Genomic DNA, 25,821 nt, shown 5'->3' with positions numbered 1-25,821 from the left:
TCAGGAACATCCGCAGTTGCGCAGCGCGCCCGCCACCGCGTCGAGCGCGGGCCTGCTGACCTCGGGCAAGCGATCGTTGGACATGAGCGCGAAGGTCAGCACCCGGCCGTCGCGGTCGAGCACATACCCGACCAACGCGCTGGCCACGCTCAGAGTTCCGGTCTTGGCGCGCACCCAGCCCGCACCGTGCCGGTTCTGCACGACGAAGCGCGGTGCGAGCGTGCCGGTCCCGCCCGCGACGGGCAGATCGTCGAGCAGCGGCGCGAGAGCCGCTGCGCGCGGGTCGTTTTCGGGCCTGGCCTGGGTTCCGGCCGGGACGACGGCCGCGTCGCCGGTGGGCTTGGCCGCGGTCGCGATGATGGTGTCGAGCAGGCGCGGCGGCACCCGGTCGTCGACCGAGAGGCCGCTGTTGTCGGCCAGATGCAGTCCGGTGACGTCGAACCCGGCCGCCGTCAGCGCCGCCGTGGTCGCCGCGACGGCACCGGCGAAGGAGGCCTCGTGCCCGGTGGCCAGCGCGAGTTCGCGTCCGACGGTCTCGGCGAGCACGTTGTCGGAGCGGATCATCATGTCGTGCAGGCGAGTTCGCAGCGGCGCGGATTCCACCTTCGCGATCTCGGCACCGGTGTGCGCGGCCTGTCCGACCCGCACCGCGGCGGGGTCGACGCCGAGTGCCGCGGCGAGCGCGCGACCGGCGTCGAGGGCGGGGGTGGCCGAGCGCGGGGAGTAGTCGGCCGACGGATCGAACCGGCCGCCGTCGAGCATGATCGCTTCGATCGGGGCGATCGAGCCCTCGGGGATGTCGATCGGGTCCCAGCCCGCGGCCATGGTGGGCCCGGTGAAGCCGGAGATGTCGACGACGATCGCGTTGACCTGTGCCCCGGCCGCCCTGATCTGCGCGGCCAGATCCCCGATCCGCGCACCGTCGGTGTAGTAGCCGCCCGATTCGGCGGCGGTCAGCGTCGGGTCGCCGCCGGCGAGCAGCACCAGCTCGCCGGGCGCACCGGCGACCACCCTGGTGGTGAGCCGCTGATCGTCGGGCAGGGTGAGCAGCGCGGCCGCGGCCAGCATGATCTTCGCGGTCGAGGAGGGGATCATCGCCTTGGTCGGATCCTGGCTCCACAGCACCGCACCGCTGCTCGGATCACTCACCTGACCAGCGAAGGCCCCGAGATCGGGATTGCCGACCACGGGCGCGAGCGCCGCGCCGATTCCTTCCACGGTCGGCGCGGGCGCGTCCGACCTGGCCGCGGTGATCTCGGTGTGCGCGGGCGCGCTGTTCGGGGGCGGTGCGACGGTCAATCCGCCGTGCCGGAATTCCGGGGTCCACGGCTGTGCGATCGCGGCGAAACCGCCCGCGATCAGCAGTACCGCCACCACCACCGCGGACAGCCAGATCCAGCCACGGCCCCGCCGCGCCGGCGATCCCGGATTTTCCTCGCCTCGACCGATCACGACCGTCGTCTCTCCCTATCGCGCCGTCCGACACGCTTCGACTGCGCGCTGGGCCGCCTGCCGCACCGGTGTTCCAGCACACCACACTATCCTCGTTGCGCAACGGTTCCCCAGAACGATCTGGCGATTCGGCTACGACAAGCATCGAACGAGCAAGGAGATGGCGTGGAGTTCGACGTCACCATCGAGATTCCCAAGGGTTCTCGGAACAAGTACGAGGTCGATCACGAGAGCGGCCGGGTCAAGCTCGACCGGTACCTGTACACCTCCATGGGCTACCCGGCCGACTACGGCTTCATCGAGAACACCCTCGGCGAGGACGGCGATCCGCTGGACGCGCTGGTGCTGCTGCCCGAATCGGTGTTCCCCGGTGTGATCGTCGAGGCGCGTCCGGTCGGTGTGTACCGGATGACCGACGAGGCCGGCGGCGACGACAAGGTGCTGTGCGTGCCCGCGGGCGACCCGCGCTGGGACCACATCCAGGAGCTCGGTGACGTCTCGGAGTTCGAGCTGTCGGCGATCAAGCACTTCTTCGAGCGCTACAAGGATCTCGAGCCCGGCAAGTTCGTGCAGGGTTCGGAGTGGCTGGGCCGCGCCGAGGCCGAGAAGATCATCGACGAGTCCTTCGCCCGGCTGAAGGAATCCGGCCACTGAGCCGACCACCCACGAGAAACGGGAAGTCCGAAGGTTTTCGGACTTCCCGTTTTCGTTACCCGGCAGTGCCGCCGACCCCCCGGCGACGACGCGGATCCGGGTACATAACGCAATCTATCGCGCGAACAACACTGTTCGCTACCGCACCGCTACCAGTGGACCCGCGCGATGATCTTGCTATGACGCCGTGATGACGCGTCGCCGCTCACGCAGGGCCGCGAGATGGTCGTGCAGCAGCACCATGATCGGCGCCTCGAGTTCGGCGTCGAGCCGCTCGTGGGTCAGGTGCGGGTCCTGCATCGAGGCGAAAGCCTCCGCCGCCGCGCCGAAACAGTCCTCGGCCTGCTGGGTCTTGCCCTGCGCGTTCTTGATCAGCCCCTGCAGCACCAGCACCCTGGCCCTGGTGAGCGGTCCGATCGCCCGGGTGAGCACCTGGATCGCCTCGTCGACAACGGGTTCGGCCTCGTCGGCGCGCCCCGCCATGAGCAGCACGTGCGCCAGCCGCGACAGCGCCCAGCCCAGGCGCAGCTCGTTCCCGCCGACCCGGCCGAGCGCCACCGCGTCCTCGCAGATCCGCACACCCTCGGCCGTGCGCCCCTGATAGACCAGGGTGACCCCGAGTTCGTGGGTCGCCATCACCTCGAGCGAGCGATTACCCAGCTCGACGGCCAGCCGCTGCGCGAGAACCGCCCGTTCGAGCGCGGCCGCGAACTCGCCCGCGTCCGAGAGCGTCTTCACTTCGTGGACGAGACAGGCGCATTCGACCGCGCGATCGCCGACCCGGCGCGCCAACCGGATCGCCCTGGCCGAATGTGCCAGCGGCGCGGCGGTTTCGGTGCCGCGCCGGGTCGAGGACGAGAGCAGTTGCGCCGCGAAAGCGGTGAGTCTGGCATCGCTGATCGTGCCGCGATCCAGCGACAGCGCGATCCGCTGATGATCGCGCCCCTGCCGCAGCGCGCCCAGCGAATACGCGAACAGCGCGCCCAGCGCGACCCGCACCCGGCATTCGACCGAGCGGTCGCCGGTGCGCAGCGCGGCGTCGAGCAGTTCCTCCAGCGCCCGCGCCACCTCCAGACAGTTCGCGCCGCCGTCGATGAGTTCGGCGGTGGCCCAGGCGATGTCGGCGGCCGGGGCGAGCACGGGCCCGCCCACCTCGGCGCACTGCCGGTACAGCGAGACCAGGTTGTGCCGCTCACCCGCCAGCCAGACCTGCGCCGCGTACTGGTCGGCGAAACGCAGCCCCTCCGAGGTGGTCGGGCGCAGGTGTTCGGGTAGTCTGGTACCCGGATTACACACGGCCACAACATGTTTCATGGTGGCGAGATAGAAGTCGAGCAGCCTGCGCAGCGCGGTGAGCGGCGGGTCGGCGCCGCCGGTGCTCGGCAGTTCCCTGGCGAACAGGCGCAGCAGATCGTGATAGGTGTAGCGGCCGGGCGCGGTGGTCTCGAGCAGATTCAGGTCGACGAGTTCCTCGCACACCTGCTCGGCCTGCGCGGCATCGATGCCGAGGATCGCGGCCGCGCCCTCGGTGCGGATCTCGTCGACCTCGGGCACCGCCAGCATCCGGAACGCGCGCGCGTGGGCGGCGTCGAGTTGGTCGTAGCTGATCCGGAAGGCCACCGCCACGGCGAGTTCCCCGGTGCGCAGCACACTGAGTCGCCCGGCGGTGTCGCGTAATCGCTCGGCCACGCTGTGCACGGTCCAGGCCGGTCGCGCGGCCAATCTCGCCCCGACGATCCGCACCGCCAGCGGCAGCCCACCGCAGGCGTCGAGCACCGCGGCGACCGCTTCGGGCTCGGCCTCGATCCGAGCCGCTCCGGCGATCCCGGTCAGCAGACTGTGCGCCTCGGCGTCGGTGAGCACATCGAGCCGGACCGCGGTGGTGCCCGGCAGTTCGGGCAGTGCCGAACGGCTGGTGATCAGGACGGCCGAACCGGAGGTGCCGGGGATCAGCGGCGCGATCTGGTCCACCGAGCGGGCGTTGTCGAGCACGACGAGCACGCGTTTGCCGTCGAGGCGGCTGCGGAACTGGGCCGCCCGTTCCGCCGCGCCGGCGGCCAGTTCGCCCTCCGGCACGCCGAGCGCGCGCAGGAAATCACCGAGCGTGTCGGCCGCGGTGGCGCCGCCGCCCGCCCGGTCGACCGCGAATCCGTGCAGGTCGACGTGCAGCTGCCCGTCGGGAAACCGCCCGCGCACCCGATGCGCCACGTGCACGGCCAGCGCGCTCTTGCCGATCCCGCCCATCCCGCCGATCGCGCACACCGGCACCCCCGGCCCCTCGGCGGTCAGCCGGGCCGCGATCAGCTCGACCACCTCCGCGCGGCCGGTGAAGTCGACGACATCGGCGGGCAGTTGCGCCACCCGCGCCACGACCCGAGGGCGCTCGGGTGCCGCGGTCTCGCGCGGCGGGGTGAGTTCACCGGCCAGGATGCGCCGGTGCAGGTCGACGAGGGCGCGGCCGGGTTCGATGCCGAGCTGTTCGACGAGTTCGCGCCGGGTGTCGGCGTAGACGGCGAGCGCCTCGGCCTGCCTGCCGGAGTGATAGAGCGCGGTCATCAGCAGCCCGCGCGGCCGTTCGCGCAGCGGATGTTGCGCACACAGCGCGGTGAGTTCGGCGATCACCTCGCCGAAGTGGCCGCGGCGCAGGTCGAGTTCGCCGCGCTGTTCGAGCAGCGCGAGGCGCCGGTCGGTGAAGTGCGCGCGACGTCGTTCGGCGAACGGGCCGGGCAGCCCGGCCAGCGGAGTGCCGTGCCAGTGCGCCAGGGCCGCGTCGACGATGCCGCGCGCGCGGCCGGGCTCCGGCTCGGTGCGCAGGGTGTCGAGGAGTTCGTCGACCTGCTCGATGTCGACCCGGCCCGCGGGCAGGCGCAGCGCGTACCCGCCGCCGAGGCCGACCAGCACGCGGGCGGGCTCCCCCGCTGCGCGGTCGGGTTCGAGTACCCGGCGCAGCTGCAGGATGTGGTTGCGCAGCGCCCCGACGGCGCTGGTGGTGGGATTGTCGCCCCAGACGTCGTCGATGAGTTCGTCCACGGTCGCCGAGCGGCCGCTGCGCAACAGCAGCACAGCGAGTACGGCCCGCTGCTGACGCGACCCGAGCTCGAGTTCGGCGTCGTCCCGCCAGGCGCGGACCTCACCGAGCACGGCGAACTTCAGCATCCTGGCAATCCCTACTCACGACAACACCGAACCCGACAATCTAGCGCGAGGAGGGCCAGTGCCGCAGCCGGGATCGTACCGAGCGGTCGGCTCGTCGACCAGGGGACGCCGAGAGCGGCGGGCGCGCCGCCGATCGGTCGATCAGCCCGGCGGCGCGCCTGCTCCGGTACGACCAGCCGCCCTCGTGTCGTCGTAGGAGTCCTCGGCGGGCGCACTCGACTGCGCGACCGTCTCGGCCAGCGCACCGGCCCCCTCGGCGGCCTTGGCGTCGCCCGCCGCCTCGATGCCGCCCGACATGCGCAGCGGCACCTCCTTCCAGAACAGCACCAGCAGCAGCGCCAGCAGCGCGACACCGGCGGCGACCAGGAACACCGTCGACATCGACTCCGCGAAGCCCACCTGGAACGGTCTGGCCAGTTCCGGATTCAGCTGCTGGATGATCGAACTGTCCTGCAGCACCTGGCCGGCCGTCGAGGTGTCGTTGGCCAGCAGGCCCTTCGCCAGCGCGACGTCGGCCGGATTCGTGCTCTGCGCGCCCGCGGCGATGGCCTGCCGATAGGCGGGGTCGTTGGCCGCGGACTGCATCTGCGCCGTGATGTTCGGGGTGAGCACCGAGAACAGGATCGACAGGAACACCGCGACGCCGAGGGTGCCGCCGATCTGGCGGAAGAACGTCGCCGACGCGGTCGAGACGCCCATGTCCTTGGGCGGCAGCGCGTTCTGCAGGGCCAGCGTCAGCGGCTGCATGAGGTTACCGAGGCCGAAGCCGGTGCAGGCCATGAAGATCATCGCCAGCCACAGCGGGCTGTCGGCGTCGAGCAGGTGCAGCAGGAACAGGCCCAGGGTCAGCATGGTCGCGCCGATCACCGGGAAGGCCCGGTAGCGGCCGGTTTTCGAGATCAGGCGGCCCGACACGATCGAGCCGATCATCAGCCCGAGCACCATCGGCAGCATCTGCAGACCGGCCTCGGTCGGACTGGTCCCCCGCACGACCTGCAGATACTGCGGCAGCAGCAGCATCCCGCCGAACATGGCGGCGCCGACGACGAACGAGATCACCACGCCGAGCGCGAAGGTGACATTGCCGAAGATCCGCAGCGGGATCAGCGCGGCGTCACCCATGTACTTCTCCACCGCGACGAACCCGGCCACGCCCAGCGCGCCGATCACGTAGCAGGCCACCGAAGCGGTACTGCTCCAACCCCATTCGCGGCCCTGCTCGGCCACGATCAGCAGCGGCACCAGGCCCACCGCGAGCACCAGCGCACCACCGAAGTCGATGCGGTGGGTGGCGTGCGGCTTGCGCGGCAGGTGCAGCACCCGGGTCACCACCACCAGGGCCAGCAGGCCCAGCGGCACGTTCACCAGGAACACCCAGCGCCAGCCGGTGACGCCGAGGATGGTGTCCTGTCCGGCCAGCAGACCGCCCAGCACCGGGCCGAGCACGCTGGAGAGGCCGAAGGTGGCGAGGAAATACCCCTGGTAGCGGGCACGTTCGCGGGGCCCGACCATATCGCCCATGATGGCCAGCGACAGCGACATCAAGCCGCCCGCGCCCAGCCCCTGGAACGCGCGGAACGCCGCCAGCTGATACATCGACCCGGCCAGCGTGCACAGCAGCGAGCCGATCACGAACAGCCCGATCGCGGTGAGGTAGAACGGCTTGCGGCCGAACATGTCCGAGAGCTTGCCGTAGAGCGGGGTGCTGATCGTCGCGGTGATCAGGTAGGCCGTGGTCGCCCAGGCCTGCAGCGAGTAGCCGCCCAGGTCATCGGCGATGGTGCGGATCGACGTCGACACGATCGTCTGATCGAGCGAGGCCAGCAGCATGCCGAGCATGAGCCCGGACAGCACGGTCAGGATCTGGCGGTGGGTGAAACCGGCGGGTGAGTCCACCGGTGCCGCGGTTGTGGTCACGAAAGGTTCTCCGTAGTGCTCAGCGCGGGTGTGCGGGCGGCGAGGAGCGGCCGGGCCCGGTCGTAGTCGGTCACGAAGCGGGTCAGCAGGGCGGCGAAGACCGCGCGGTCCTCGCTGGACCACTGCTCGGTGACGACGGCGACGCTCTCCTGTCGCCGCACACGGATGCGCGCGGCGACCTCACGGCCGTGGTCGGTCACCTGGAGCACGGTCGCGCGGCCGTCGTCGGGGTCGGCGGTGCGCACCACCAGTCCCCGTTCGACGAGTTGCGCGACCTGCCTGCTGACCGTCGACGCGTCCGAGTGCACCGCCTCGGCCAGCGCGCCCGAGCGCATCGGCCCGTCGCACACCAGCCGGAACAGCACCACGAAGCCCGCCGGGTCGATCCCGGAGCGGTCCTTCACCTGGGCCATCGTCCGATCGCGCAGGCGGTGCAGCCGCACGAGCTGGGTCGCGATGGTGTCGATCGACGGCTCGATCTCGCTCATGCCTCACCCTTACTTGCATCAAACAATTAGTTGTGTGATGCAAGTATGTAGACAGAACGGTTGCCGGGGCAACCGTTTGAACTGCCTTTACTCGCCCTTGAACTCCGGGGCGCGCTTCTGGAACACCGCCGTGATCGCCTCGGTGAGGTCCTTGGACGGCAGGAACGCCGCGTTCCAGGTCGACACGTAGCGCAGGCCCTCGGCCACCGCCGGGCTGGTCCGCTGCTCGAGCACGTCCTTGATGCCCTGCACCACCAGCGGCGGGTTCTCGGCGATCTCGCGCGCCATCGCGTGCGCGGCAGCGACCACCGCCTCCTGATCGTCGAACACCTCGTTGACCAGGCCGATCCGCTCGGCGCGCGCGGCGTCGATGTCCTTGGCGGTATAGGCCAGCTCGCGCAGATTACCCTCGCCGATGATGCCGGGCAGGCGCTGCAGCGAACCCATGTCGGCCACGATGGCCACCTTCGCCTCGCGCAGGCTGAACTTGGCATCGGCGCTGGCCAGACGGATGTCGGCGGCGGCGATCAGGTCGAGACCACCACCGATGCACCAGCCGGACACGGCCGCGATCACCGGCTTGGTGCACTCGGCCACCGAGGTCACCGAGTCCTGCATGCTGCGGATCACCTTGAGGAACTCGGTGCGCGGGGCGGCCTTGGCGTCGTCGGCCAGCACGGGCGCGAGCATGCCGCCCATCGCCGCCAGGTCCAGCCCGAAGGAGAAGTGCTTGCCCGCGCCGGTGATCACCACGGCCCGCACCTGCGGATCGGCGTCGAGCGCGCGGAAGATCTCCGGCAGCTCACGCCAGAAATCCGGTCCCATCGCATTGCCCTTGCCCGGCCCGATCAGGGTGACCTGAGCAACGTGGTCGGCGATCTCGACGGTAAAGGCCTGCCATTCAGTCATGGGGACGATTATCGCTGGTGGCGGATTCGCACCGGTACCGCACCCTGACCGGTGAGTAAGAACCGGGCCCCGGCGCACCTTCGGCAAACCGAATTACCTACTCCCCCGCCATATTCCCGTTTGTCGACCTACTCTGGATTCATGCGCAGGTCGTCATTACCGGCGGTCGCATGCCGCGTCGCCGATACGCTCATCGCCCGCGGGCATCACGGCGTCATCGTCTCGCCCGAGACCCCCGCCGCCACCGCGACCGAGGCGGCCCGCGCCCTGGGCGCCCACCCGACCGCGATCACCACCGCCCAGGTCTTCCTCCTCGACGACGACCCCGTCCTGCTCCTGGTCGCCTGCCACCACCACGTCGACCTCACCCGCACCGGCAAACGCCTCGAAGGCACCCTCACCCCCGCCCCCACCGCCCTCATCGAACGCATCACCGGCCAACCCATCGACGGCACCGCCCCCGTCGGCCACCCCACCAACCTCCCCACCTGGGTCGACACCGCCCTCGCCGACCACCGCGAAGTCTGGGCCGCAGGCGGCCACCCGAACACGGTCTTCCGCACCAACTTCCGCGAACTGGTCCGCATCACCGCGGGTTTGCCGATCGAGGTCGACTGAGTCAGGCGCGGTCGCGATAGGGGTCGGCCAAACCCGCAGGCGTCCGGGCTATCTCGATCATCCGGTCCGGGAACTGTTCGCCCGCAACGTAGTACCTGGCCCGCGTACGGCCAACCGGGGCCAACACGTCACGACGCACCATCTCGCGCAGATCGCGCTGCGCCTGTTGCGCACTGAGCCCCTCCGCCTGCTCATAGCGGGTCCGGCGCACGCGCCCCGACATCGCCACATCGTGCAGCGCGGAAACGATGCGTTCGTCGAATCCAGTCGCGTGGAGATAGTCCGTGGCCGTTTCCCACACGCGACGCGAACGGTCTACCCGAGCGTGCACGGTCTGCGCCTGCTGGTGGTAAGCGGTCAGATTGAACCGGATCCATTCCGACACATCCTGATCGGGGCGGTACTCGTTGCCCCGCCTGCCGAGCACCTGGTAGTACTCCCAGGTATTTCCCGGCCTGCCGAGCCAGGCTTCGATCGAGGAGAACTCCGGCGCCAGCACCCCTTCCCGCGCGATCATCAGGGTTTGCAGCGATCGGGACATCCGCCCGTTTCCATCGGCCCAGGGATGGATCGACACCAGATGCAGGTGCGCCATCGCGGCCGACACCAGGGGATGTGCGTCGGAGGAGTCGTTCAGCCAATCCACGAGCTCACCCATCAGCACCGGAACCCGACCCACCTCGGGTGCGGTGTAGGCGGCGATGCTGGGGTCGCGAGCATCGGTGACGTATACCGGCCCGCGCCGCCACTGCCCGGCAGGCTTGCGCCTGGTGTGCCGATGACCCTGCAGCATCCAGTGCAGCGCGTTGAGGAAGCCCGCGCTGTAGGTGAAGTCGTCGACGTCGTGCAGCGTCTGGACGTAGGTCATCATCCGGGCATATGCCGCGGTCTCGGCCCGATTCTCTTCCGAGACCTCGACATCTCGCTCACCCGCGAGGAGGTCTTCGACATCGACCGTCGAGACCTTGAATCCCTCGATCGAATTCGACGCCGACACCGCGTCGGCGGTCAAGAACTTCCGCAGCCCGCCCGCCCAGACCGCGGGGACACTCTGCAGTTCGAACCGCAGCGCCTCGCGCATCAGATCGACCTCGGCCAGCACTGCCTCGTCGGCAGCCGTCAGAGCGGGCGTGGGAAACAACATCTCTCAATGATGCATTGACGTAATCATTACGTCAAGATTCTCGCTCCCGCGATCCCGCCCCCGAGTGATCTGGATCAACCGGACAGCACGGACCCTGGGAAACCGACGGAACCCCGGCGTAGTTTGGGGCGGTGGGTGATGTGCGACGTTCTCCGGACGAACTGGTGGTTCCCGACGATCTGAGTCCGATCACGGCCGAGCAGTACCGGGGTTCGATGCGGCACTATCCGGCCGGGGTCACCGTGGTGACGATCGGGTCGGCGGCCGGGCCGGTCGGGTTCACCGCGACCTCGTTCGCCTCACTCTCCCTGGAACCGCCCCTGGTGTCGTTCAACATCGCGCACACCTCGTCGAGCATCGAAGCCCTGCGCGCCGCCGATTCCGTGGTCATCCACTTCCTCGGCGAACACCAGCACCACCTCGCCCACCGCTTCTCCCGCACCGCCGCCGACCGCTTCACCGACCGAGCCCTCTGGACCACCCTCGACACCGGCGAACCCGTCCTGCACGGCACCCCCATCTGGCTGCGCACCACCATCCACAACCTCATCGACATCGGCGACCACACCCTCGCCGTAGGCCTGGTCACCCGAGTCCACGACGACACCGACATCTCCCCCTCCGCCGCCCCCCTCCTCTACTACAACGGCAAATACCACCGCCCCACCGCCCTCGACACCTGATCGGGCCGTCGACCAGCGTGCGACAGCTAGTGTTGGTCCGGTGAGCGAGGCATACGACTGGTCGTGGTTGCGCGCCGGTGTCCCGGATATCGACCTGGACATGTATCTGGCGATGCCCGAAGACCTCGCCCGAGTGATCGAGGTCAAGGACGGCCTCCTCGTGCACTGCGACTCACCCTCGCCGAATCACATCACCATCGCCGACGTGATCAAACAGTCCCTGCGGGAAGCGATCCGCAAGCGCAGTCCTGGGCAACCATGCCTGAAAGCCAGTGGCGAATTGGACATGTTGGTCTCCGAGGTGCCCTTCAACTTCCGCCGTCCCGATGCCATCGTGTATCGCTGCATCGAGGACCCGCGCGACAAGTGGAAGACGAAACCGACAGCGGGAGACACCCTCCTCGTCGTCGAAGTGGTGTCACCGGCGACGATCACCGCCGACTGCGTCGACAAGCGAGCGGAATACGCGCGCCTCGGTATCGAGCAGTACTGGATCGTCCGCATGGAGAACAACGACGGACGCGTGAAGTCCATCGAAATCCTCCGCCTCAACACCGCGGGCGTCTACATCTCCACCGAAACCCGCTTCCGCTCCCACAGCCCCACCGCGATCGCGATCACCGACCCACTCGCCGTCACCATCACCTGGGACGCACTCGACGCGGACCTCGACTGAGCCGAACCGCCCGACGGCCACTCACGACGGCGCCGTGCTGGCCGGTTCGGCACGCGACGCCGCCGAAGGCGTGGTCGAGGAGCGCGAGTTGATCGAGCCCTATTCGCAGGCGACTCCGTCGCCATCGCGGTCGAGCCCGGAGCGATAGCCGGGTTCGCCCGCGTACAGCGGCGCGGCTCCGGCGGCGCGGGCCGCGGCGCAGTTCGGGTAGTAGGCACTGGGGGCGGGTGGGGGAACCTCGGCGACGCGTGGGGCGGGCACGGTTGTGGTCGGCGCGGGCAGGATGACCGGTGGCGGCGGTGGCGCGACGATGGTCGTGGTCGGTACCGGCGGGGCCAGCGGCGCTACCGGGAAGTCCTCGGTGGCGGTCGGTGTCACCTCGGCGGTCGGTGTCGGTTCGGCCGTCGGCGTGGCCGGGTCGGTGGAGGTGGTCGTCGGTGCCGATGTGGCAGTGACGGTTTCGACCAACGTGATCGTCGTGGTTTGGGCGACCGAGGACTCCTCTTCACCGACTCCGACGCCAACGAGGAGTCCGACCACACCGGCCGCGCCGATCCCGGCAACAACGGGCCAGCGCCGCTTCTTGTCCGGCTGCCGGGGCGGGCGAGCCCATGGATCGGGCGACTGAATCGGTCGAGTCACAATCTCCCCTTGAGTGGACGAGCAAGCTATAGGGGTTTGATCGCGACCGACCCGACGTGCGTTACCCATTCAGCATGGTTCTAAACCTGCAAATTCGCGACGGGCGAGCCCGAATCGTCAGGACATCGTGCCACTTGCCCGCTGAACGAACTCGACCGCCGAGAACACCTCTCAGCGGCCAAGATTCGTTTGGATCCACAGTGGCCCGGGGTCAGCCGACGCCGAACTCACGACGACGCCGAGGCCTCACCCGTTCAGCCGATCAGGCAGGGTGCCGCGCCCGCGGGCGAATCGGCGGTGAGGGGGCGGGTTTCGGGGGTCGGATTCCACAGACCGTCGGTGGTGGCGTACTCCCACGAGGGACCGGATTCGACAAACGTCGCGATGGCGCCGATCAACCGGTCCACATCGGCGGCGGTGGTGCCGAGGCCGATGCTGGCGCGCAGGGCGGCGTCGAGGCCGAGGCTCGCGAGCAGGGGGTGGGCGCAGAAGCGGCCGTCGCGGACGCCGATGGCGTGTTCGGCGGAGAGGTAGGCGGCGACCTTGCCGGGGGCGTGGTCGGTGACGGTGAAGGCGACGATCCCGACGGAATCGGCGCTGTCGGACCAGATGTTGACCAGCGAGACCCCGGGAATCGCGGTGAGCCCGTCGCGCAGGCGATCGGCCAGGAAGCGTTCGTGCTCGATGAGTTCGGCGGGATCGAACGCGGCCAGCGCGTCACAGGCGGCGGCGATGGCGGCCGCGCCGAGCACATTCGGCGATCCGGCCTCGTGCCGCTGCGGCGCGGGCGCCCATTCGACCTGCGCCACACCGACTTCGCGCACCGCACCACCGCCGGCCAGATGCGGCTCGCCCGCGTCCAGCCAGTCCCGTCGGCCGACGAGCACACCGGCGCCGAACGGCGCGTACAGCTTGTGCCCGGAGAAGGCGAGGTAGTCGATGCCGGTCTCGCGCAGGGAGATCCGGCGATGCGGCGCCAGCTGGGCGGCGTCGACGAGGATCCGCGCACCGCACAGGTGGGCGATGGTGGCCAGGCGCTCCAGCGGCAGCACCTCACCGGTGACATTGGACGCCCCGGTGATCGCGAGCAGCGCGGCGGGCTTGCTGCACAGTTCGGCGACGACCCGCCGGATCGTCTCCTCGACGGTGTCGGCGGCCTCGACGACGCGGCGCCCGTGCGCGGTCCACGGCAGGAAGTTGGCGTGGTGCTCGATGTCGAGGACCACGGTCTCCCCCGGCACGCATCCGGCCAGCAGGTTCAGCGAGTCGGTGGTGTTGCGGGTGAACACGACGACCTGGTCGTCGGCGGCGTCGAGGAACCGGGCGACGGCGCCGCGCGAGGCCTCGTAGCACTCGGTGGAGATCCGCGAGGCGTAGCCGGCGCCGCGGTGCACGCTGGCGTAGTACGGCAGCAGCTGCGAGATCCGGTCGGTGACCTGCCGCAACGCGGGTGCGCTCGCGGCATAGTCGAAGTTGGCGTAGGTGCTGGTGCCGCCCTGCACGAGCGGAACCTGGAGGTCGGCGCCGGAGACGGTCGCCAGGGCACAGGTGGGGTCGATCACAGCAGTCATCAGGAGTATCCCGTCGGCTCAGGGACTCGTTCCCGAAATGGGTGCAAGAGTCCGCGCTTGCCGCGCCCACAGCGGACGGCGGCCTGGTCGTCACCCGGAGCACCCCACCGCGGAGGAGGGTTGCCGACCAGCTAGCCGGGGCTTGTCGCTGGTACTCGTGACCTGCATCGAGAGTGACAGACGAGCGCCGAGGATGTCAACCACCTTTCGGCGAGCCGGAACCGACCGCCCGGAATCCCTTGCACCGCAACATCTTCTGGCGAACACACCGCACGTGACGGTGCGCACCCGGCCGGATTGCCACCGAATTGCCCCTCTACCACATCCACCGAAACAGTCGACACTCCCGATCATGGACATCCCAAATGATTGATTTCCCCCACTATTTGCTAGGGTGGCCGACATGTCCACGAACACGAACTCCGTCCGCGGCCTGCCGCGCTACCCGGTGTACGCGCTCGGACGGCTCACCAAGGCACTGCACGCCGAGATCGGCATCCCACTGCGCGATCACTGGGTACTCACCTTCATCGCGGAGAACGCCGACCTCACCCAGAAGAAGGTGGGCGACGCGCTCGGCATCGACCGCAGCGAAGTGGTCCGCCTCATCGACGCGCTCGAGCGCGCCGACCTGGTCGAACGCACCCGCGACGGCAAGGACCGGCGCAAGTACCGGCTGCGGATCACCGAGGCCGGACGCAAGCAGTGCAAGCGCACCGACAAGATCATCGCCGAGGCCACCGCCCGCGTCCTGGCGCCACTGGACGCCGACGAGCAGGCCGCCCTGCACCGGCTGGCCCGCACCGCACTCGACGAGCCGCCGCCCGCGGCGTCGTGATCCCGCGACGACGCCCGCCCGCGGTTGCCGTGGGCCACACCATCCGGCGAGTACCGTTGGCATCCGGTGACCATCCCGTTTGCCCCCTGGTAACCCGGCCGTGAAACAACAGACACCACCGATGGGGGTCAACCGATGAGAGGTGGACCGATCGCCATGCTCGAGCCACGCACCGAGGCCGCGACGGGGACGTTGCGCGATCCGCTGCTGCGCGCCGACCTCGCCGCACCGCCGCGCACCCTGGTCGACATCCTGACCAGCACCGCACTCGCCCATCCCGACGCGCCTGCCATCGACGACGGCACGGTCGTGCTCAGCTACCTGGAACTGATCGCCGCGATCGAGTCCAGGATGACCGAGCTGACCGCGGCGGGCGTTCGCCCCGGCGACCGGGTCGGCGTGCGGATGCCCTCCGGCAGCGCCGCGCTCTACGTGACGATCCTGGCCGTGCTCTACTGCGGCGCCGCCTATGTCCCCGTCGACGCCGACGACCCGGAGGAACGGGCCAAACTGGTCTTCGGCGAGGCGCGAGTGAGCGCGATCGCCACCGGCGACGGCATCGAGTCGGCCACCGCCGCGGCGGGCCGCACCGACGTCTCGGACTGGAACACCCTGCCCACCCCCGCCGACGACGCCTGGATCATCTTCACCTCCGGCTCCACCGGTACCCCGAAAGGCGTTGCGGTCACCCATCGCAACGCCGCCGCCTTCGTCGACGCCGAGGCCCGGCTGTTCCTCCAGCGCGCCCCGATCGGCCCCGGCGACCGTGTGCTCGCCGGTCTCTCGGTGGCCTTCGACGCCTCCTGCGAGGAGATGTGGCTGGCCTGGCGGCACGGCGCCTGCCTGGTCCCCGCCCCGCGTGACCTGGTCCGCACCGGCGCCGACCTGGGCCCCTGGCTGATGCGCCGCGAGATCAGCATCGTCTCCACCGTGCCGACCCTGGCCGCGACCTGGCCCGCCGAGGCGCTGGAGTCGGTGCGGCTGTTGATCTTCGGCGGCGAGGCGGTGCCGCCGGAGCTGGCCGAACGTCTCGCGGGCGGCGTCGAGCGCGAGGTGTGGAACACCTACGGCCCCACCGAGGCCACCGTCGTCGCCTGCGCCGCGCTGCTCGACGGCGGGATGCCGATCCGGATCGGCCTGCCGCTGGACGGCTGGGATCTCACCGTCGTCGACCCGCAGGGCAATCCCGTGCCCGAGGGCGAGTCGGGTGAACTCGTGATCGGCGGCGTCGGCCTGGCCCGCTACCTCGATCCGGCCAAGGACGCCGAGAAGTACGCCCCGCTGCCCTCGCTGGGCTGGGAACGCGCCTACCGCAGTGGCGATCTGGTGCGCAACGACCGCGAGGGCCTGATCTTCCTCGGCCGCGCCGACGACCAGATCAAGATCGGCGGCCGCCGCATCGAACTCGGCGAGCTCGACAACGCCCTGCAGCACCTTCCCGGCATCAGCGGCGCGGCCGCCGCGATCCGGACCACCAAGGCGGGCAACAAGATCCTGGTCGGCTACCTCACCGGCGCCGGACCCGATTTCGACGTGAAGAAGGCCAGAGAGATTCTGGCCGAACAACTTCCGGCCCCGCTGGTGCCGCGCCTGGCGATCGTCGCCGACCTGCCGACCCGCACCTCCGGCAAGGTCGACCGCGACGCGCTGCCCTGGCCGCTGCCGAGCACCGAGGAGACATCCGACTCCGGTCTCGGCGGCACCGCGGCCTGGGTGGCCGGGCTCTGGGACGCCATCCTCGGCGCCGAGGCCACCGATCTGAGCGCCGACTTCTTCGATCTCGGCGGCGGCTCGCTGGCCGCGGCCCAGCTGGTCGGCGCGCTGCGCGAACGGTTCCCGCACGTCACGGTTGCCGATCTCTACGATCACCCCCGGCTCGGCTCGCTGGTCGAGCTGCTCGACGGCAGCGCGCCGGTCGCGGCCGTCGACAAACGCGTGGTCGCCCCGACTCCCCGCCGCGCCCAGCTCGCCCAGGTCCTGGCCACGATCCCGCTGACCACCCTGACCGGCCTGCAATGGGTCACCTGGCTGACCGTGGTCTCCGGCATCGCCGCCTGGTCGGGTTCGCTGCCGTGGCTGCCCCGCCTGTCGTGGTGGTGGATCGTGCTGGCCTTCGTCCTGTTCATCTCGCCGATCGGCCGGATGACGCTGTGCGTGGCAGGCGCTCGCATCCTGCTGGCCGGGCTACGGCCGGGTTCGTATCCACGCGGCTCCTGGGTCCACCTCAGATTGTGGGCCGCGGTCCGCCTGTCCGAGGCCAGCGGCGCCGAAAGCCTGTCCGGCGCACCGCTGATGGTCCCGTTCGCCCGCGCGCTGGGCGCCAAGATCGGCAAGGGCGTCGACCTGCACACCCTGCCCCCGGTCACCGGCATGCTCGAACTCGGCGACGGCGCCAGCGTGGAACCCGAGGTCGACCTGTCGGGCTACTGGGTCGACGGCGACATCGTGCACATCGGCGGCATCACCATCGGCGAGGGCGCGGTGATCGGCGCCCGCTCGATCCTGCTGCCCGGCACCAAGATCGGCAAGAAGGCCGAGATCGCCCCCGGTTCGGCCGTCTCGGGCAAGGTCAAGGGCGAACAGGAATGGGCGGGCTCCCCGGCCGCGAAGACCGGTAAGGCGCCGCGCCGCTGGCCCGACCACACCCCCGAACGCGCCAGGCACTGGCTGGTGGTCTTCGGCATCTCGTCGATGGCACTTGCCGCGATGCCCGTGCTCGGCCTCGCCGTGGGCGGCACCTTCATCGCCTGGTGGGTCCGCGAGGAGACCACCATCGGCGCCGCCGCCCTGCGCGGGTTCGCCATCCTCCCGGTCGCGACCCTGCTCAGCCTCGGTGTCTACGCGGCCGCCACCGTGATCGCGGTCCGCCTGCTCGGCATCGGCCTGCGCGAGGGCTACCACCCCGTGCGCAGCCGCACCGGCTGGCAGGTGTGGGCCACCGAACGCCTGCTCGACTCCGCGCGCACCTTCCTGTTCCCGCTCTACGCCAGCCTGCTCACCCCGCTGTGGCTGCGCCTGCTCGGCGCCCGGATCGGCAAGAACGTCGAAGCCTCGACGGTGCTGCTGCTGCCCAAGTTCACCGTGGTCGCCGACGGCGCGTTTCTGGCCGACGACACCATGATCGGCAGCTACGAACTCGGCGGCGGCTGGCTGCGCATCGGCGAGGCCAAGGTCGGCAAGCGCGCCTTCCTCGGCAACTCCGGCATGACCGCGCCCGGCCGGCGGGTGCCCAAGAACGGCCTCGTCGCGGTGCTCTCGGCCGCGCCGATCAAGTCCAAGGCGGGCTCGTCGTGGCTGGGCAGCCCGCCGGTGCGCCTGCGCCGCGACACCGACTCCTCCGACACCGCGCGCACTTTCGATCCGCCGCTGCGGTTGAAGCTGGCCCGCGCCGTCGTCGAGACCTGCCGGCTGATCCCGGTGATGATCACCTTCGCCATCGGCCTCGGCGTGCTGTTCGTGCTCGCCCTGATCGCCCAGCACACCGATTACCTTGTCGCCGCGCTGGTTTCGGGCGTGGTGCTGATGGCCGCCGGTGCGGTCGCCGGGGCGATCGCGGTCGCCGCGAAGTGGTTGATCGTCGGCCGGATCAAGGCCGTGGAGCATCCGCTGTGGAGCTCGTTCGTGTGGCGCAACGAGGTCTCCGACGCCTTCGTCGAGACCGTCGCGGCGCCCTGGTTCGCCCGCGCCGCCACGGGTACTCCCGTGATGAACCTGTGGCTTCGCGGACTCGGTGCCAAGATCGGCCGCGGGGTATGGTGCGAGTCCTATTGGCTACCGGAGGCGGACCTGGTGACACTCGGTGACGGCGCGACCGTGGAACGCGGCTGCGTGGTGCAGACCCACCTCTTCCACGACCGGATCATGTCCATGGACACCGTGACCCTCGACGCGGGCGCCACCCTCGGCCCGCACTGCGTCGCCCTGCCCGCCGCCCATATCGGCGCGGGCGCCACCATCGGACCCGCGTCGCTGGTGATGCGCGGCGATGTGGTCCCGCCGTCGACGCGCTGGTGGGGCAATCCCATCTCGCCGTGGACCGAGCCCGTCTCGACGCTGGAGTCGAGGCAGCGCGGGGCCGCCTGATGCGGAGCAAGTTCTACGAGGACCCGATCGACGCCTACCTGCCGCAGAACGGCAATCGCGGCTACCGGGTCTCGCGCTACGAGCTCGAACTGAGCTACAAACCGGCCAGCAACCGGCTGGCCGGGCGCGCGGTGGTCATCGCGGTCACCACCGCGGTGCGCACCTGGTTCACCCTGGACATGTCGCAGGCGCTGACCGTGTCGAAGGTGTTCGTCAACGGGTCCAAGGCCGCCAAGTTCGCGCATCAGCAGGGCAAGCTCGCGGTGACCCCGCAGCAGAAGATCCCCGCGGGCGGCGTCCTCGAGATCACCGTGCACTACGCGGGCACGCCCAAGCCGGTGCGCGGACCGTGGGGCGAGGTCGGCTGGGAGGAACTCACCGAGGGCGCGCTCGTCGCCAGCCAGCCCAACGGCGCCGCCTCCTGGTTCCCGTGCGACGACCATCCGAGTTCCAAAGCGTCCTACCGGATCTCGATCACCACCGACAGCCCGTTCTACGCCCTCGCCAACGGCACCCTGGTCCGCAAACAGGCCAAGGCCAGCCAGACCACCTGGGTCTACGAGGCGCCCGAACCGATGGCGAGCTATCTGGCCACCATCCAGATCGGCAACTACCGCAAGTACCGGATCGGCGCGCCCGGCGAACCGGTGCCGATGCAGGCGGTGGTCCCGCCGCGGCTGCGCACCAACTTCGACCACGATTTCGCCCGTCAGCCCGAGATGATGGCGCTGTTCAGCGAGAAGTTCGGGCCGTATCCGTTCGAGAGCTACACCGTGCTCGTCACCGACGACGAGCTCGACATCCCGATCGAGGCACAGGGCATCTCGGTGTTCGGCGCCAATCACTGCGACGGCAAGCGCGGTTCGGAGCGGTTGGTCGCCCACGAACTGGCCCACCAGTGGTTCGGCAACAGCCTCACCCTGAAGCAGTGGCGCGACATCTGGCTGCACGAAGGCTTCGCCTGTTACGCCGAGTGGATCTGGTCCGAGGCCGCGGGCGGGCCGAGCGCCGATCAGCTGGCCCGCGCCGCCAGGGCCAATCTGGCCCGGCATCCGCAGGACATCGTCGTCGGCGATCCCGGTCCCAAGGACATGTTCGACGACCGCGTCTACAAGCGCGGTGCGCTTGCCCTGCACGCGCTGCGGCTGGAACTGCGCGACCACCTGTTCTTCGAGTTGATCAGGGAGTGGACCGCGCGCTACCGCCATTCCTCGGTGACCACCGAGGAATTCGTCGATCTGGCAGGCCATTACAGCGTCGCGCCGCTGCGCGGGCTGTTCGCGATCTGGCTGGGCGCCAAGCCACTGCCGCAACTACCGCCGCTGGGCGGGCAGGGGCATCAGAACACCAGATAGCGCTGGGCCAGTTCCTCGACGAGCGGGTCGTCGGCGGGCACCATCTCCAGCGCCTCGAGATCGTCGGACACCGAGATGCCGCGGGTGTCGTCGCGCTCGGGGTCGGGGCCGTCCTCGGCGAGCTGGCGCTGCAACTTCTGCCGGACTCGGTCCTTCAGTGAATCGCGCATACCTCGAGCTTGCCCGCTGATCGGCGCGGTTTCCAGTCTCAGACCGGGGTGAGCCAGGTTCCCCACGGCGTGTTGCGCAACACGGTGTAGACGGTGAGCAGGCCGACGAACGACCACACCGTCACGGCGCGCAATCGCGGCAACCGCCACGGCTGCCCGCGGCGGGCACGGATCAGCCAGTCCGCGACGAACACCGCGAACGCGAGAAGCAGCGGGAGTACGAGCACATTGCTGTGCAGCGAGTCGAGGACCCGGCCGTCGGTCAGATTGTGGATGGCCCGCATGCCGCCGCAGCCGGGGCAGTACACCCCGGTCAGCACGTACACCGGGCACAGACCATAGGAACCCTCGACGTGCGGATCGCGGAAGTGCAGCAGTGCCAACGTGCCGAGGCCGATCCCCGCGGCGATCAGCGGGGGCGCCATCCGACGCCAGACCGGAACGGGTTCCTGGTTCGAACCGGCGCCGGAGAATGCGGCCGTGACTGGCGTGCTGTCCACGCCTTCACCGTACTGGCGGCCCCGCGACGCCGCCAGCACGCCTGTCGACCGTCTCGGCACGCCGTAATCTTCCGTCGATTCCAGGCGATTTCACAGTGTCGATGTGCCCGAACACACAGTCGACAACAAATGGGACACTCTGACCCGCTAACACTAGCTAGCACCCCAGCTCGCACGGTACGGTGGCCTACGACACAAAGGAGTGCCGACATGCTTGCGAAGTCGATGATGACATTCGTGGCAGCGCGATCCATGGTCTCGCACCTCGAGACCGGCGCACTGACCGCACAGTTCCGTGCCGCGCTGCGGACCCGCAGTTTCGCGACAGCGAAGCTCAACGCTCCCGCCGCCGAGCATCGGGTCGTCCCGGTGACCACCGCCGACGGCGCCGACCTCCGGGTCCACGTCTACGGCCCCGATACCGCCCCCACCCTGGTTCTCATCCACGGCTGGGCGTGCAGCATCGAGTACTGGAACCCGCAGATCAGCGCCTTCGCCGACGAGTACCGGGTGGTCACCTACGACCAGCGCGGGCACGGCGAGTCCACCCTCGGCACCGTCGCACCCAGCGAGCGCACCCTCGCCGACGACCTCGCCACCGTCCTCGACGCGACGCTGCGTCCGGGCGAACGGGCCGTACTCGCCGGGCACAGCATGGGCGGGCTCACCATCCAGGCCTGGGCCAAGCATCATCCCGAGCAGGTCCGCGAGCGCGCCGCCGCGGTGCTGCTGGCCAACACCGCCAACGGCGAGATCCGCGGCGAAACCGATCTGCTGCCGCTGCTGAACAAGCAGTTGACCATCGCGACGCACCCGGTCACCGTGCTCGGCGCGCCCGTGCGCATGCCGCAGCCGGTCAGCGAGTCGCTGCTGTTCGCCCCGCTGCCGATTCCCGGCGGCTGGGTCACCGAGCAGGTCTTCCGCAACCGCATCCTCACGCCGGAGGCGAGCGACGAAGAGGTCGACTTCGCGATCGGCATCATCCGTTCCTGTCGTCCGCTCGCTCGTGGCCGTCATGCCGCGGCGATGGCCGATATGGATCTGTCCGAGGGCACGGCCAACCTGACGGTGCCGACCACCGTGATCGCCGGTGCCAAGGATCGCCTGCTCCCGCAGCGCATGTCCCGCCCGCTGGTCGAGATCCTGCGCCGCACCGGTCATCTGGCCGATTTCCACGTGCTGCCGCACGGCCACCTCAGCAATATCGAAGACACCGACGCCTTCGATCGTGTCCTGCGTCAGATCCTGCGCTCCACCAAGAACTCTCGGGCCACCCGCCGCAACGTCGCCGCCCGCTGACCCGAGTCAGGTCTCCTGAGCGCGGTCAACGGCGATCGGCTCAGGAGTCACGCAGAAGGCCCCACGACCTCGGTCGGGGGCCTTCTCGGCGTTTCAGGGCAGCAGCAGTCCCCAATACAGCGCCCAGAGCACGAATCCCGTTCCCCCGCCGACGAGTACGGCCCAGCGAACGCGCGCGCCCGTGCTCGCTCCGGCGAGCACCGGCCGGGCCCGGGCGAGGACGAAGCCCAGCGCGACCAGCGCGGCGAGGGCCGTCGCCTGCAGCGCCAGCCAGGGCAGGGTGCGCCCGAACAGCAAGGGACCGAAGGACATCGCGCGGTTGGTGAGCAGACTGCCGAGCTGAACGATCGTCCCGGCGATCGCGATCAGTGTCGTGCACACCAGGATTCGGCCCGGCAGTGGCGTCGACAATCGCCATGTCCTGACCAGGCCGGTGACCACGTAGCCGCCGAAGGCGAGCACCACACCGAACAGCAGGGCGAGTTGCACACCAGTCGACTCCCACCAGGCGGTGGGTTCGAGCGCGCGCACCGAACGTTCCTGCACCGCAGGCTCATCCACTGATGGCCCGGCGGCTGTCGCGGGAAGTCCCGTGATCCACTCGCCCATGAGTTCCGCGTAGCCGGGCGCCAGGCCGGGCAGCTTGTCGAAGCCGTCGGTGGTCGGATGCCCGCCGTGCTGGGCATCGGGCAGGGTGCGCAGCGTGTAGTTCGTCTTCCCGACCCGGTCGAAGGTGGCCTGGAACTCGCGCAGGCTGTCGCCCGGCGGGGTCAGCCGGTCCTTGTCGCCCCAGATGGCCAGCACCGGCTGACGGATCGCCGCCAGCACCGGGATCGGGTCGTAGTCGGCCTGGGCGAACTGACCGGCCGCGACGAGCTGGCGAAGGGCGTTGTGCGCCAGCGCGTCCTTCATCGAGCCGCGCACCCCGGCCGCCGCCAGCCAGGTCTCGTTCGCCCACGCCTGCTGGGTGGCGGGCGGGCGGGAGTTCGCCGCGATCGTGATCAGGAAGGCGGCTTCGGCCGAACGCGAGGCAGCCAGTGGCGCCACCCAACCGCCTTCGGAGAGTCCCCAGATTCCCACCATGGACGGGTCCACCTCGGGCCGCGCACGCAACGCGGCGAGGGCGGCCAGCGCGTCGTCGGCGAGCAGGGAGTAGTCGCGGTGCATGGGCGTGTAGTCCTCGGTGCGCTTGGTGTAGCGCAGCGCGACCACGCCCACATCGGCGAGCGCCTTCGCGACCAGGTCGAATTGTTTCCCGGTGCCGTCGCCCGAACCGTGGACCAGCACCACGCCCGGCCTGCCCGTGGCCCCGGGCGGTGCGTGGACCGTGCCGGTGGTCGTGGTGCCGTCACCGCGGGCGAAGGTGATGTCGGTCGTCGTGGTCTGCGTGTGCGCGGGCGGGAACCCGATCACGGCGGCGAAGAGGAACGCGAGCAGGAGGATTCGGCGGAACAACACTTCGGAGCCTTACTCTGCGGGAGTCGTGCGGGGTGCCGGGAAGGCGAGGAAGCGGGTCAGCACGCGGCGGGTGCCCGGGCGGTCACGGTCGTGGGTGGCCTGGAAGCGTTTGAGCAACGTCAGATAGTCCTCGAAGAAGGCTTCGAGTTCGGCGGGCGTCGCGTAGATCGCGCCGCGCGAGAAGGGCATCATGTCGGCCCACTCGCCCAGCTCGTCGCGCTCGGCCTGGTACTGCTGGAAGGCCGCGACATCATCGGCGATGTGCTGCTCGAACAGCCCTTCCAGCAGCCCGCGCAGTTCCGGGGACTGCGCGCGATCCATCCGATACCGCAGGTCCTTCGGCGGCGACCGCCACCACCGCTCCTTGCCCTTCGCCAGCTCCGGCGCCTCCTCGATGAACCCGTGCTCGGCCAGCTGACGCAGGTGGTAGCTGGTCGCACCGGTGTTCTCGCCCAGCAGCGCGCCCAGTGCCGTCGCGGTGGACGGACCGTTCTCGGCGAGCGCGCGCAGGATGCGCTGTCGAAGGGGGTGTGCCAGGGCCCGCAGTGCGGCGGGATCGCTGATCTCCCTGGGTGCGGGAATCTCGTCGGCCATGAGTTGCAGAGTACTCTTTGCACAACTATCTATGCAAATATTTCTTTGCATGAGCGGCGTGGCACCATCGAAAGCACGCTCGACTCGTCCGGAGACGGAGGGCCCGTGTACGTCTATACGAACCTGTCCGCCGCGTTGCGCGACAAGACCTCACCGCTGCGCGAGTACCTGCACCAGCGCTACCCGCACACCCGGCCCGTCCAGGCCGAGTACCGCCGCACGGCCGGACCGCTGCTCGTCGACACCGGCGGCGCCAACCCCGCCACCCTCGGCGCCGCCTTCGACTTCGCCACCCGCGTCCTCGCGGCCCCCGGCCACGCGCCCCTCCTGCCCCTGCTCGGCTTCTTCGGCCACCCGCGAGAATCCGCCGTTGTCGAAGGCGTCATCGAGGCCGCCCACGAGGCCGTCGCCGCCTCCGACGTCGACCGCCTCAGCCGCGCCTGCTGGGCCCTTGCCCTGTGCACCGACATCTACCGCCGCGGCCTCCTGCGCGGCTCGGCCCTCGACAACCTGCTCACGAGCAACCGTTTCACCGTCCCCACCCTGCTCGCCCTCACCCCCGCCGACGCCATCCGCCAACTCTGGGAACTCCGCGGCGTAGCCGAAGAACACCTCCTCCCCCACCTCGCACCGCCCATTCACCCCGGCCCCACCTTCGACGCCTCGATCCTCTGCAACGCCGACGCCGACCTCATCGCAGGCGGCCTGCTCCTCGACCTCAAAACCCACCTCGGCCCGAAGAACCCCCGCACCGGCACCCGCGCCGACGCCCTCACCACCACCGACCTCTACCAACTCATCGCCTACGCCCTCTTCGACCACACCGACACCTACGCCCTCACCGACCTCGCCCTCTACTCCGCCCGCTACGGCCACCTCGCCACCTGGCCCCTCCCAGAATTGCTGTCCACCCTCGCCGACACCCCCATCGACGTCCCCCAGGAACGCGAAACAGTCTGGACCCTCCTCGGCGGCCCCCGAACTCAGTGAACCGAGTAGCGGGAGTAGACGACCCCACCCGCGAACACCCTGGACTCCCGAAGCGACAGCCGCGGCACCTCGTATCCGGCCGGAAACAACCGGCGCCCACCACCCTGCACAGCCGGATAGACGAACAGTCGATACTCGTCGACCAACCCCGCACCGATGAGCGCGTGACACAGTCGAATACTCCCGGTCACCACGATGTCCGCCCCCGCCTGCTCCTTGAGCCGCCGCACCCGCTCGACCGGATCACCGTCCAGAATCGTGGTGTTCTCCCACTCCGGATCGGTCATCGTCGCCGACACCACGTACTTGTTCTGCCGATTCAGCGATTCGGTGATCCCCGTCCGATCGTCCACCTGCTTCGGCCAGTAACTCCGAAAATCCTCGAATGTCCGCCGCCCCAGCACCAACGCATCGGACCGCGCCGTCTGCGCCAGCAACTCACCCACCTGCTCGGAGTCGTCCGCCCCTTCCGGATCGAACCAGTCTCCCAACATCTCCACCGCCCCATCCACCGTGATGTTCTGCGTGACCACCAACGACCGCATCCCAGCCCTCCTCTCCTCGAACCCCCTTCTACTTCAGACGAGCTCACACCCCGACATTCATCGCACACGCCGAAGACGA

General features: G+C 69.7%; 22 protein-coding genes and 1 riboswitch. Of the genes, 9 read left to right on the top strand and 13 right to left on the bottom strand.

Translation table 11 applies throughout. From position 1 onward, the window contains the following. Positions 1–1,452, bottom strand: coding sequence for a D-alanyl-D-alanine carboxypeptidase/D-alanyl-D-alanine-endopeptidase (gene dacB, locus ACFVVM_RS23300; protein WP_387621831.1), 1,452 nt, complete (start codon positions 1,450–1,452; stop codon positions 1–3). Positions 1,453–1,617: 165 nt separating this feature from the next. Here dacB and ACFVVM_RS23295 point away from each other — a divergent pair, with 165 nt between their 5' ends. Beyond that, positions 1,618–2,106, top strand: a complete 489-nt coding sequence (locus tag ACFVVM_RS23295; protein ID WP_387621828.1) for an inorganic diphosphatase — start codon at positions 1,618–1,620, stop codon at positions 2,104–2,106. A 177-nt stretch (positions 2,107–2,283) separates the two neighbouring features. Here the strand turns inward: ACFVVM_RS23295 and ACFVVM_RS23290 are convergent, their stop codons facing one another. From ACFVVM_RS23290 to ACFVVM_RS23275, 4 genes are all read right to left on the bottom strand, one after another. Further along, positions 2,284–5,262, bottom strand: coding sequence for a BTAD domain-containing putative transcriptional regulator (locus tag ACFVVM_RS23290; RefSeq protein WP_387621825.1), 2,979 nt, complete (start codon positions 5,260–5,262; stop codon positions 2,284–2,286). 141 nt (positions 5,263–5,403) lie between these two features. After that, on the bottom strand, positions 5,404–7,179 hold the full coding sequence (locus ACFVVM_RS23285; protein WP_387621822.1) for an MDR family MFS transporter: 1,776 nt from the start codon (positions 7,177–7,179) through the stop codon (positions 5,404–5,406). Next, positions 7,176–7,667, bottom strand: a complete 492-nt coding sequence (locus tag ACFVVM_RS23280) for a MarR family winged helix-turn-helix transcriptional regulator (protein WP_387621820.1) — start codon at positions 7,665–7,667, stop codon at positions 7,176–7,178. Before ACFVVM_RS23280 ends, ACFVVM_RS23285 begins: the two co-directional genes overlap by 4 nt. An 87-nt stretch (positions 7,668–7,754) precedes the next feature. After that, positions 7,755–8,576: a crotonase/enoyl-CoA hydratase family protein gene (locus tag ACFVVM_RS23275; protein WP_387621817.1), complete on the bottom strand. Its 822-nt coding sequence runs from the start codon at positions 8,574–8,576 to the stop codon at positions 7,755–7,757. A 141-nt stretch (positions 8,577–8,717) separates the two neighbouring features. Between ACFVVM_RS23275 and ACFVVM_RS23270 the strand changes: the two genes are divergently transcribed. Continuing rightward, a complete protein-coding gene (locus ACFVVM_RS23270; RefSeq protein ID WP_387621814.1) occupies positions 8,718–9,194 on the top strand; it encodes a YbaK/EbsC family protein in 477 nt (158 codons plus the stop codon). Between the two features lies 1 nt (position 9,195). On the opposite strand, the gene ACFVVM_RS23265 is transcribed toward ACFVVM_RS23270, so the two are convergent. Further along, on the bottom strand, positions 9,196–10,338 hold the full coding sequence (locus ACFVVM_RS23265) for a Fic family protein (protein ID WP_387621811.1): 1,143 nt from the start codon (positions 10,336–10,338) through the stop codon (positions 9,196–9,198). 215 nt (positions 10,339–10,553) lie between these two features. Here ACFVVM_RS23265 and ACFVVM_RS23260 point away from each other — a divergent pair, with 215 nt between their 5' ends. Beyond that, positions 10,554–11,021, top strand: a complete 468-nt coding sequence (locus tag ACFVVM_RS23260) for a flavin reductase family protein (protein ID WP_302876327.1) — start codon at positions 10,554–10,556, stop codon at positions 11,019–11,021. A gap of 40 nt (positions 11,022–11,061) precedes the next feature. Beyond that, a complete protein-coding gene (locus ACFVVM_RS23255) occupies positions 11,062–11,697 on the top strand; it encodes a Uma2 family endonuclease (protein WP_387621809.1) in 636 nt (211 codons plus the stop codon). 99 nt (positions 11,698–11,796) lie between these two features. Here the strand turns inward: ACFVVM_RS23255 and ACFVVM_RS23250 are convergent, their stop codons facing one another. Further along, positions 11,797–12,339, bottom strand: coding sequence for an excalibur calcium-binding domain-containing protein (locus ACFVVM_RS23250; protein ID WP_387621806.1), 543 nt, complete (start codon positions 12,337–12,339; stop codon positions 11,797–11,799). 254 nt (positions 12,340–12,593) lie between these two features. Then, positions 12,594–13,910 (bottom strand): aminotransferase class V-fold PLP-dependent enzyme, encoded by a 1,317-nt coding sequence (locus ACFVVM_RS23245; RefSeq protein WP_387621804.1) that lies wholly within the window; start codon positions 13,908–13,910, stop codon positions 12,594–12,596. A gap of 48 nt (positions 13,911–13,958) precedes the next feature. Beyond that, positions 13,959–14,073, bottom strand: a riboswitch (SAM riboswitch). Between the two features lie 240 nt (positions 14,074–14,313). Between ACFVVM_RS23245 and ACFVVM_RS23240 the strand changes: the two genes are divergently transcribed. The 3 genes from ACFVVM_RS23240 (at position 14,314) to ACFVVM_RS23230 (ending at position 20,186) form a co-directional block, all read left to right on the top strand. Further along, positions 14,314–14,748 (top strand): MarR family winged helix-turn-helix transcriptional regulator, encoded by a 435-nt coding sequence (locus ACFVVM_RS23240; protein WP_387621801.1) that lies wholly within the window; start codon positions 14,314–14,316, stop codon positions 14,746–14,748. Positions 14,749–14,904: 156 nt separating this feature from the next. Further along, entirely contained in the window at positions 14,905–18,831 is a 3,927-nt protein-coding gene (locus ACFVVM_RS23235) for a Pls/PosA family non-ribosomal peptide synthetase (protein ID WP_387622355.1), read from the top strand. After that, positions 18,831–20,186 carry a M1 family metallopeptidase gene (locus tag ACFVVM_RS23230; protein WP_387621798.1) on the top strand — a complete coding sequence of 452 codons (1,356 nt, stop codon included), beginning with the start codon at positions 18,831–18,833 and terminating at the stop codon, positions 20,184–20,186. Before ACFVVM_RS23235 ends, ACFVVM_RS23230 begins: the two co-directional genes overlap by 1 nt. Here the strand turns inward: ACFVVM_RS23230 and ACFVVM_RS23225 are convergent. Further along, the gene (locus ACFVVM_RS23225; protein WP_387621795.1) at positions 20,171–20,356 is read right to left on the bottom strand and encodes a hypothetical protein; all 186 of its coding nucleotides are present in this window, start codon (positions 20,354–20,356) and stop codon (positions 20,171–20,173) included. The two genes, ACFVVM_RS23230 and ACFVVM_RS23225, sit on opposite strands and share 16 nt — an antisense overlap. Positions 20,357–20,394: 38 nt before the next feature. Then, positions 20,395–20,856 (bottom strand): DUF2752 domain-containing protein, encoded by a 462-nt coding sequence (locus tag ACFVVM_RS23220; RefSeq protein ID WP_387621792.1) that lies wholly within the window; start codon positions 20,854–20,856, stop codon positions 20,395–20,397. Positions 20,857–21,084: 228 nt separating this feature from the next. Between ACFVVM_RS23220 and ACFVVM_RS23215 the strand changes: the two genes are divergently transcribed. Next, a complete protein-coding gene (locus ACFVVM_RS23215; protein WP_387622353.1) occupies positions 21,085–22,155 on the top strand; it encodes an alpha/beta fold hydrolase in 1,071 nt (356 codons plus the stop codon). 93 nt (positions 22,156–22,248) lie between these two features. On the opposite strand, the gene ACFVVM_RS23210 is transcribed toward ACFVVM_RS23215, so the two are convergent. Both ACFVVM_RS23210 and ACFVVM_RS23205 read right to left on the bottom strand, forming a co-directional pair. Further along, complete coding sequence (locus ACFVVM_RS23210) at positions 22,249–23,613, bottom strand: alpha/beta hydrolase family protein (protein ID WP_387621790.1); 1,365 nt, start codon at positions 23,611–23,613, stop codon at positions 22,249–22,251. A 9-nt stretch (positions 23,614–23,622) separates the two neighbouring features. Further along, positions 23,623–24,207 (bottom strand): ArsR/SmtB family transcription factor, encoded by a 585-nt coding sequence (locus tag ACFVVM_RS23205; protein ID WP_387621788.1) that lies wholly within the window; start codon positions 24,205–24,207, stop codon positions 23,623–23,625. A gap of 105 nt (positions 24,208–24,312) precedes the next feature. On the opposite strand from ACFVVM_RS23205, the gene ACFVVM_RS23200 reads away from it, so the two are divergent. Then, complete coding sequence (locus ACFVVM_RS23200; RefSeq protein ID WP_387621785.1) at positions 24,313–25,197, top strand: hypothetical protein; 885 nt, start codon at positions 24,313–24,315, stop codon at positions 25,195–25,197. On the opposite strand, the gene ACFVVM_RS23195 is transcribed toward ACFVVM_RS23200, so the two are convergent. Then, positions 25,191–25,742, bottom strand: coding sequence for a dihydrofolate reductase family protein (locus ACFVVM_RS23195; RefSeq protein ID WP_387621782.1), 552 nt, complete (start codon positions 25,740–25,742; stop codon positions 25,191–25,193). The genes ACFVVM_RS23200 and ACFVVM_RS23195 overlap by 7 nt on opposite strands. Between the last annotated feature and the right edge of the window lie 79 nt (positions 25,743–25,821).

The sequence above is a fragment of the Nocardia sp. NPDC058176 genome (assembly GCF_042883805.1).
Taxonomy (GTDB): domain Bacteria; phylum Actinomycetota; class Actinomycetes; order Mycobacteriales; family Mycobacteriaceae; genus Nocardia.
Note: the sequence above shows the minus strand (reverse complement) of the source record. Positions and strands in the feature narration are given on the sequence as shown.

Coding starts and splice junctions, on each gene's coding strand:
- ACFVVM_RS23290 (WP_387621825.1), bottom strand. CDS start 5,262: ATGCTGAAGTTCGCCGTGCTCGGTGAGGTCCGCGCCTGGCGGGACGAC.
- ACFVVM_RS23280 (WP_387621820.1), bottom strand. CDS start 7,667: ATGAGCGAGATCGAGCCGTCGATCGACACCATCGCGACCCAGCTCGTG.
- ACFVVM_RS23275 (WP_387621817.1), bottom strand. CDS start 8,576: ATGACTGAATGGCAGGCCTTTACCGTCGAGATCGCCGACCACGTTGCT.
- ACFVVM_RS23270 (WP_387621814.1), top strand. CDS start 8,718: ATGCGCAGGTCGTCATTACCGGCGGTCGCATGCCGCGTCGCCGATACG.
- ACFVVM_RS23265 (WP_387621811.1), bottom strand. CDS start 10,338: ATGTTGTTTCCCACGCCCGCTCTGACGGCTGCCGACGAGGCAGTGCTG.
- ACFVVM_RS23260 (WP_302876327.1), top strand. CDS start 10,554: ATGCGGCACTATCCGGCCGGGGTCACCGTGGTGACGATCGGGTCGGCG.
- ACFVVM_RS23245 (WP_387621804.1), bottom strand. CDS start 13,910: ATGACTGCTGTGATCGACCCCACCTGTGCCCTGGCGACCGTCTCCGGC.
- ACFVVM_RS23240 (WP_387621801.1), top strand. CDS start 14,314: ATGTCCACGAACACGAACTCCGTCCGCGGCCTGCCGCGCTACCCGGTG.
- ACFVVM_RS23235 (WP_387622355.1), top strand. CDS start 14,905: ATGCTCGAGCCACGCACCGAGGCCGCGACGGGGACGTTGCGCGATCCG.
- ACFVVM_RS23230 (WP_387621798.1), top strand. CDS start 18,831: ATGCGGAGCAAGTTCTACGAGGACCCGATCGACGCCTACCTGCCGCAG.
- ACFVVM_RS23225 (WP_387621795.1), bottom strand. CDS start 20,356: ATGCGCGATTCACTGAAGGACCGAGTCCGGCAGAAGTTGCAGCGCCAG.
- ACFVVM_RS23215 (WP_387622353.1), top strand. CDS start 21,085: ATGACATTCGTGGCAGCGCGATCCATGGTCTCGCACCTCGAGACCGGC.
- ACFVVM_RS23205 (WP_387621788.1), bottom strand. CDS start 24,207: ATGGCCGACGAGATTCCCGCACCCAGGGAGATCAGCGATCCCGCCGCA.
- ACFVVM_RS23195 (WP_387621782.1), bottom strand. CDS start 25,742: ATGCGGTCGTTGGTGGTCACGCAGAACATCACGGTGGATGGGGCGGTG.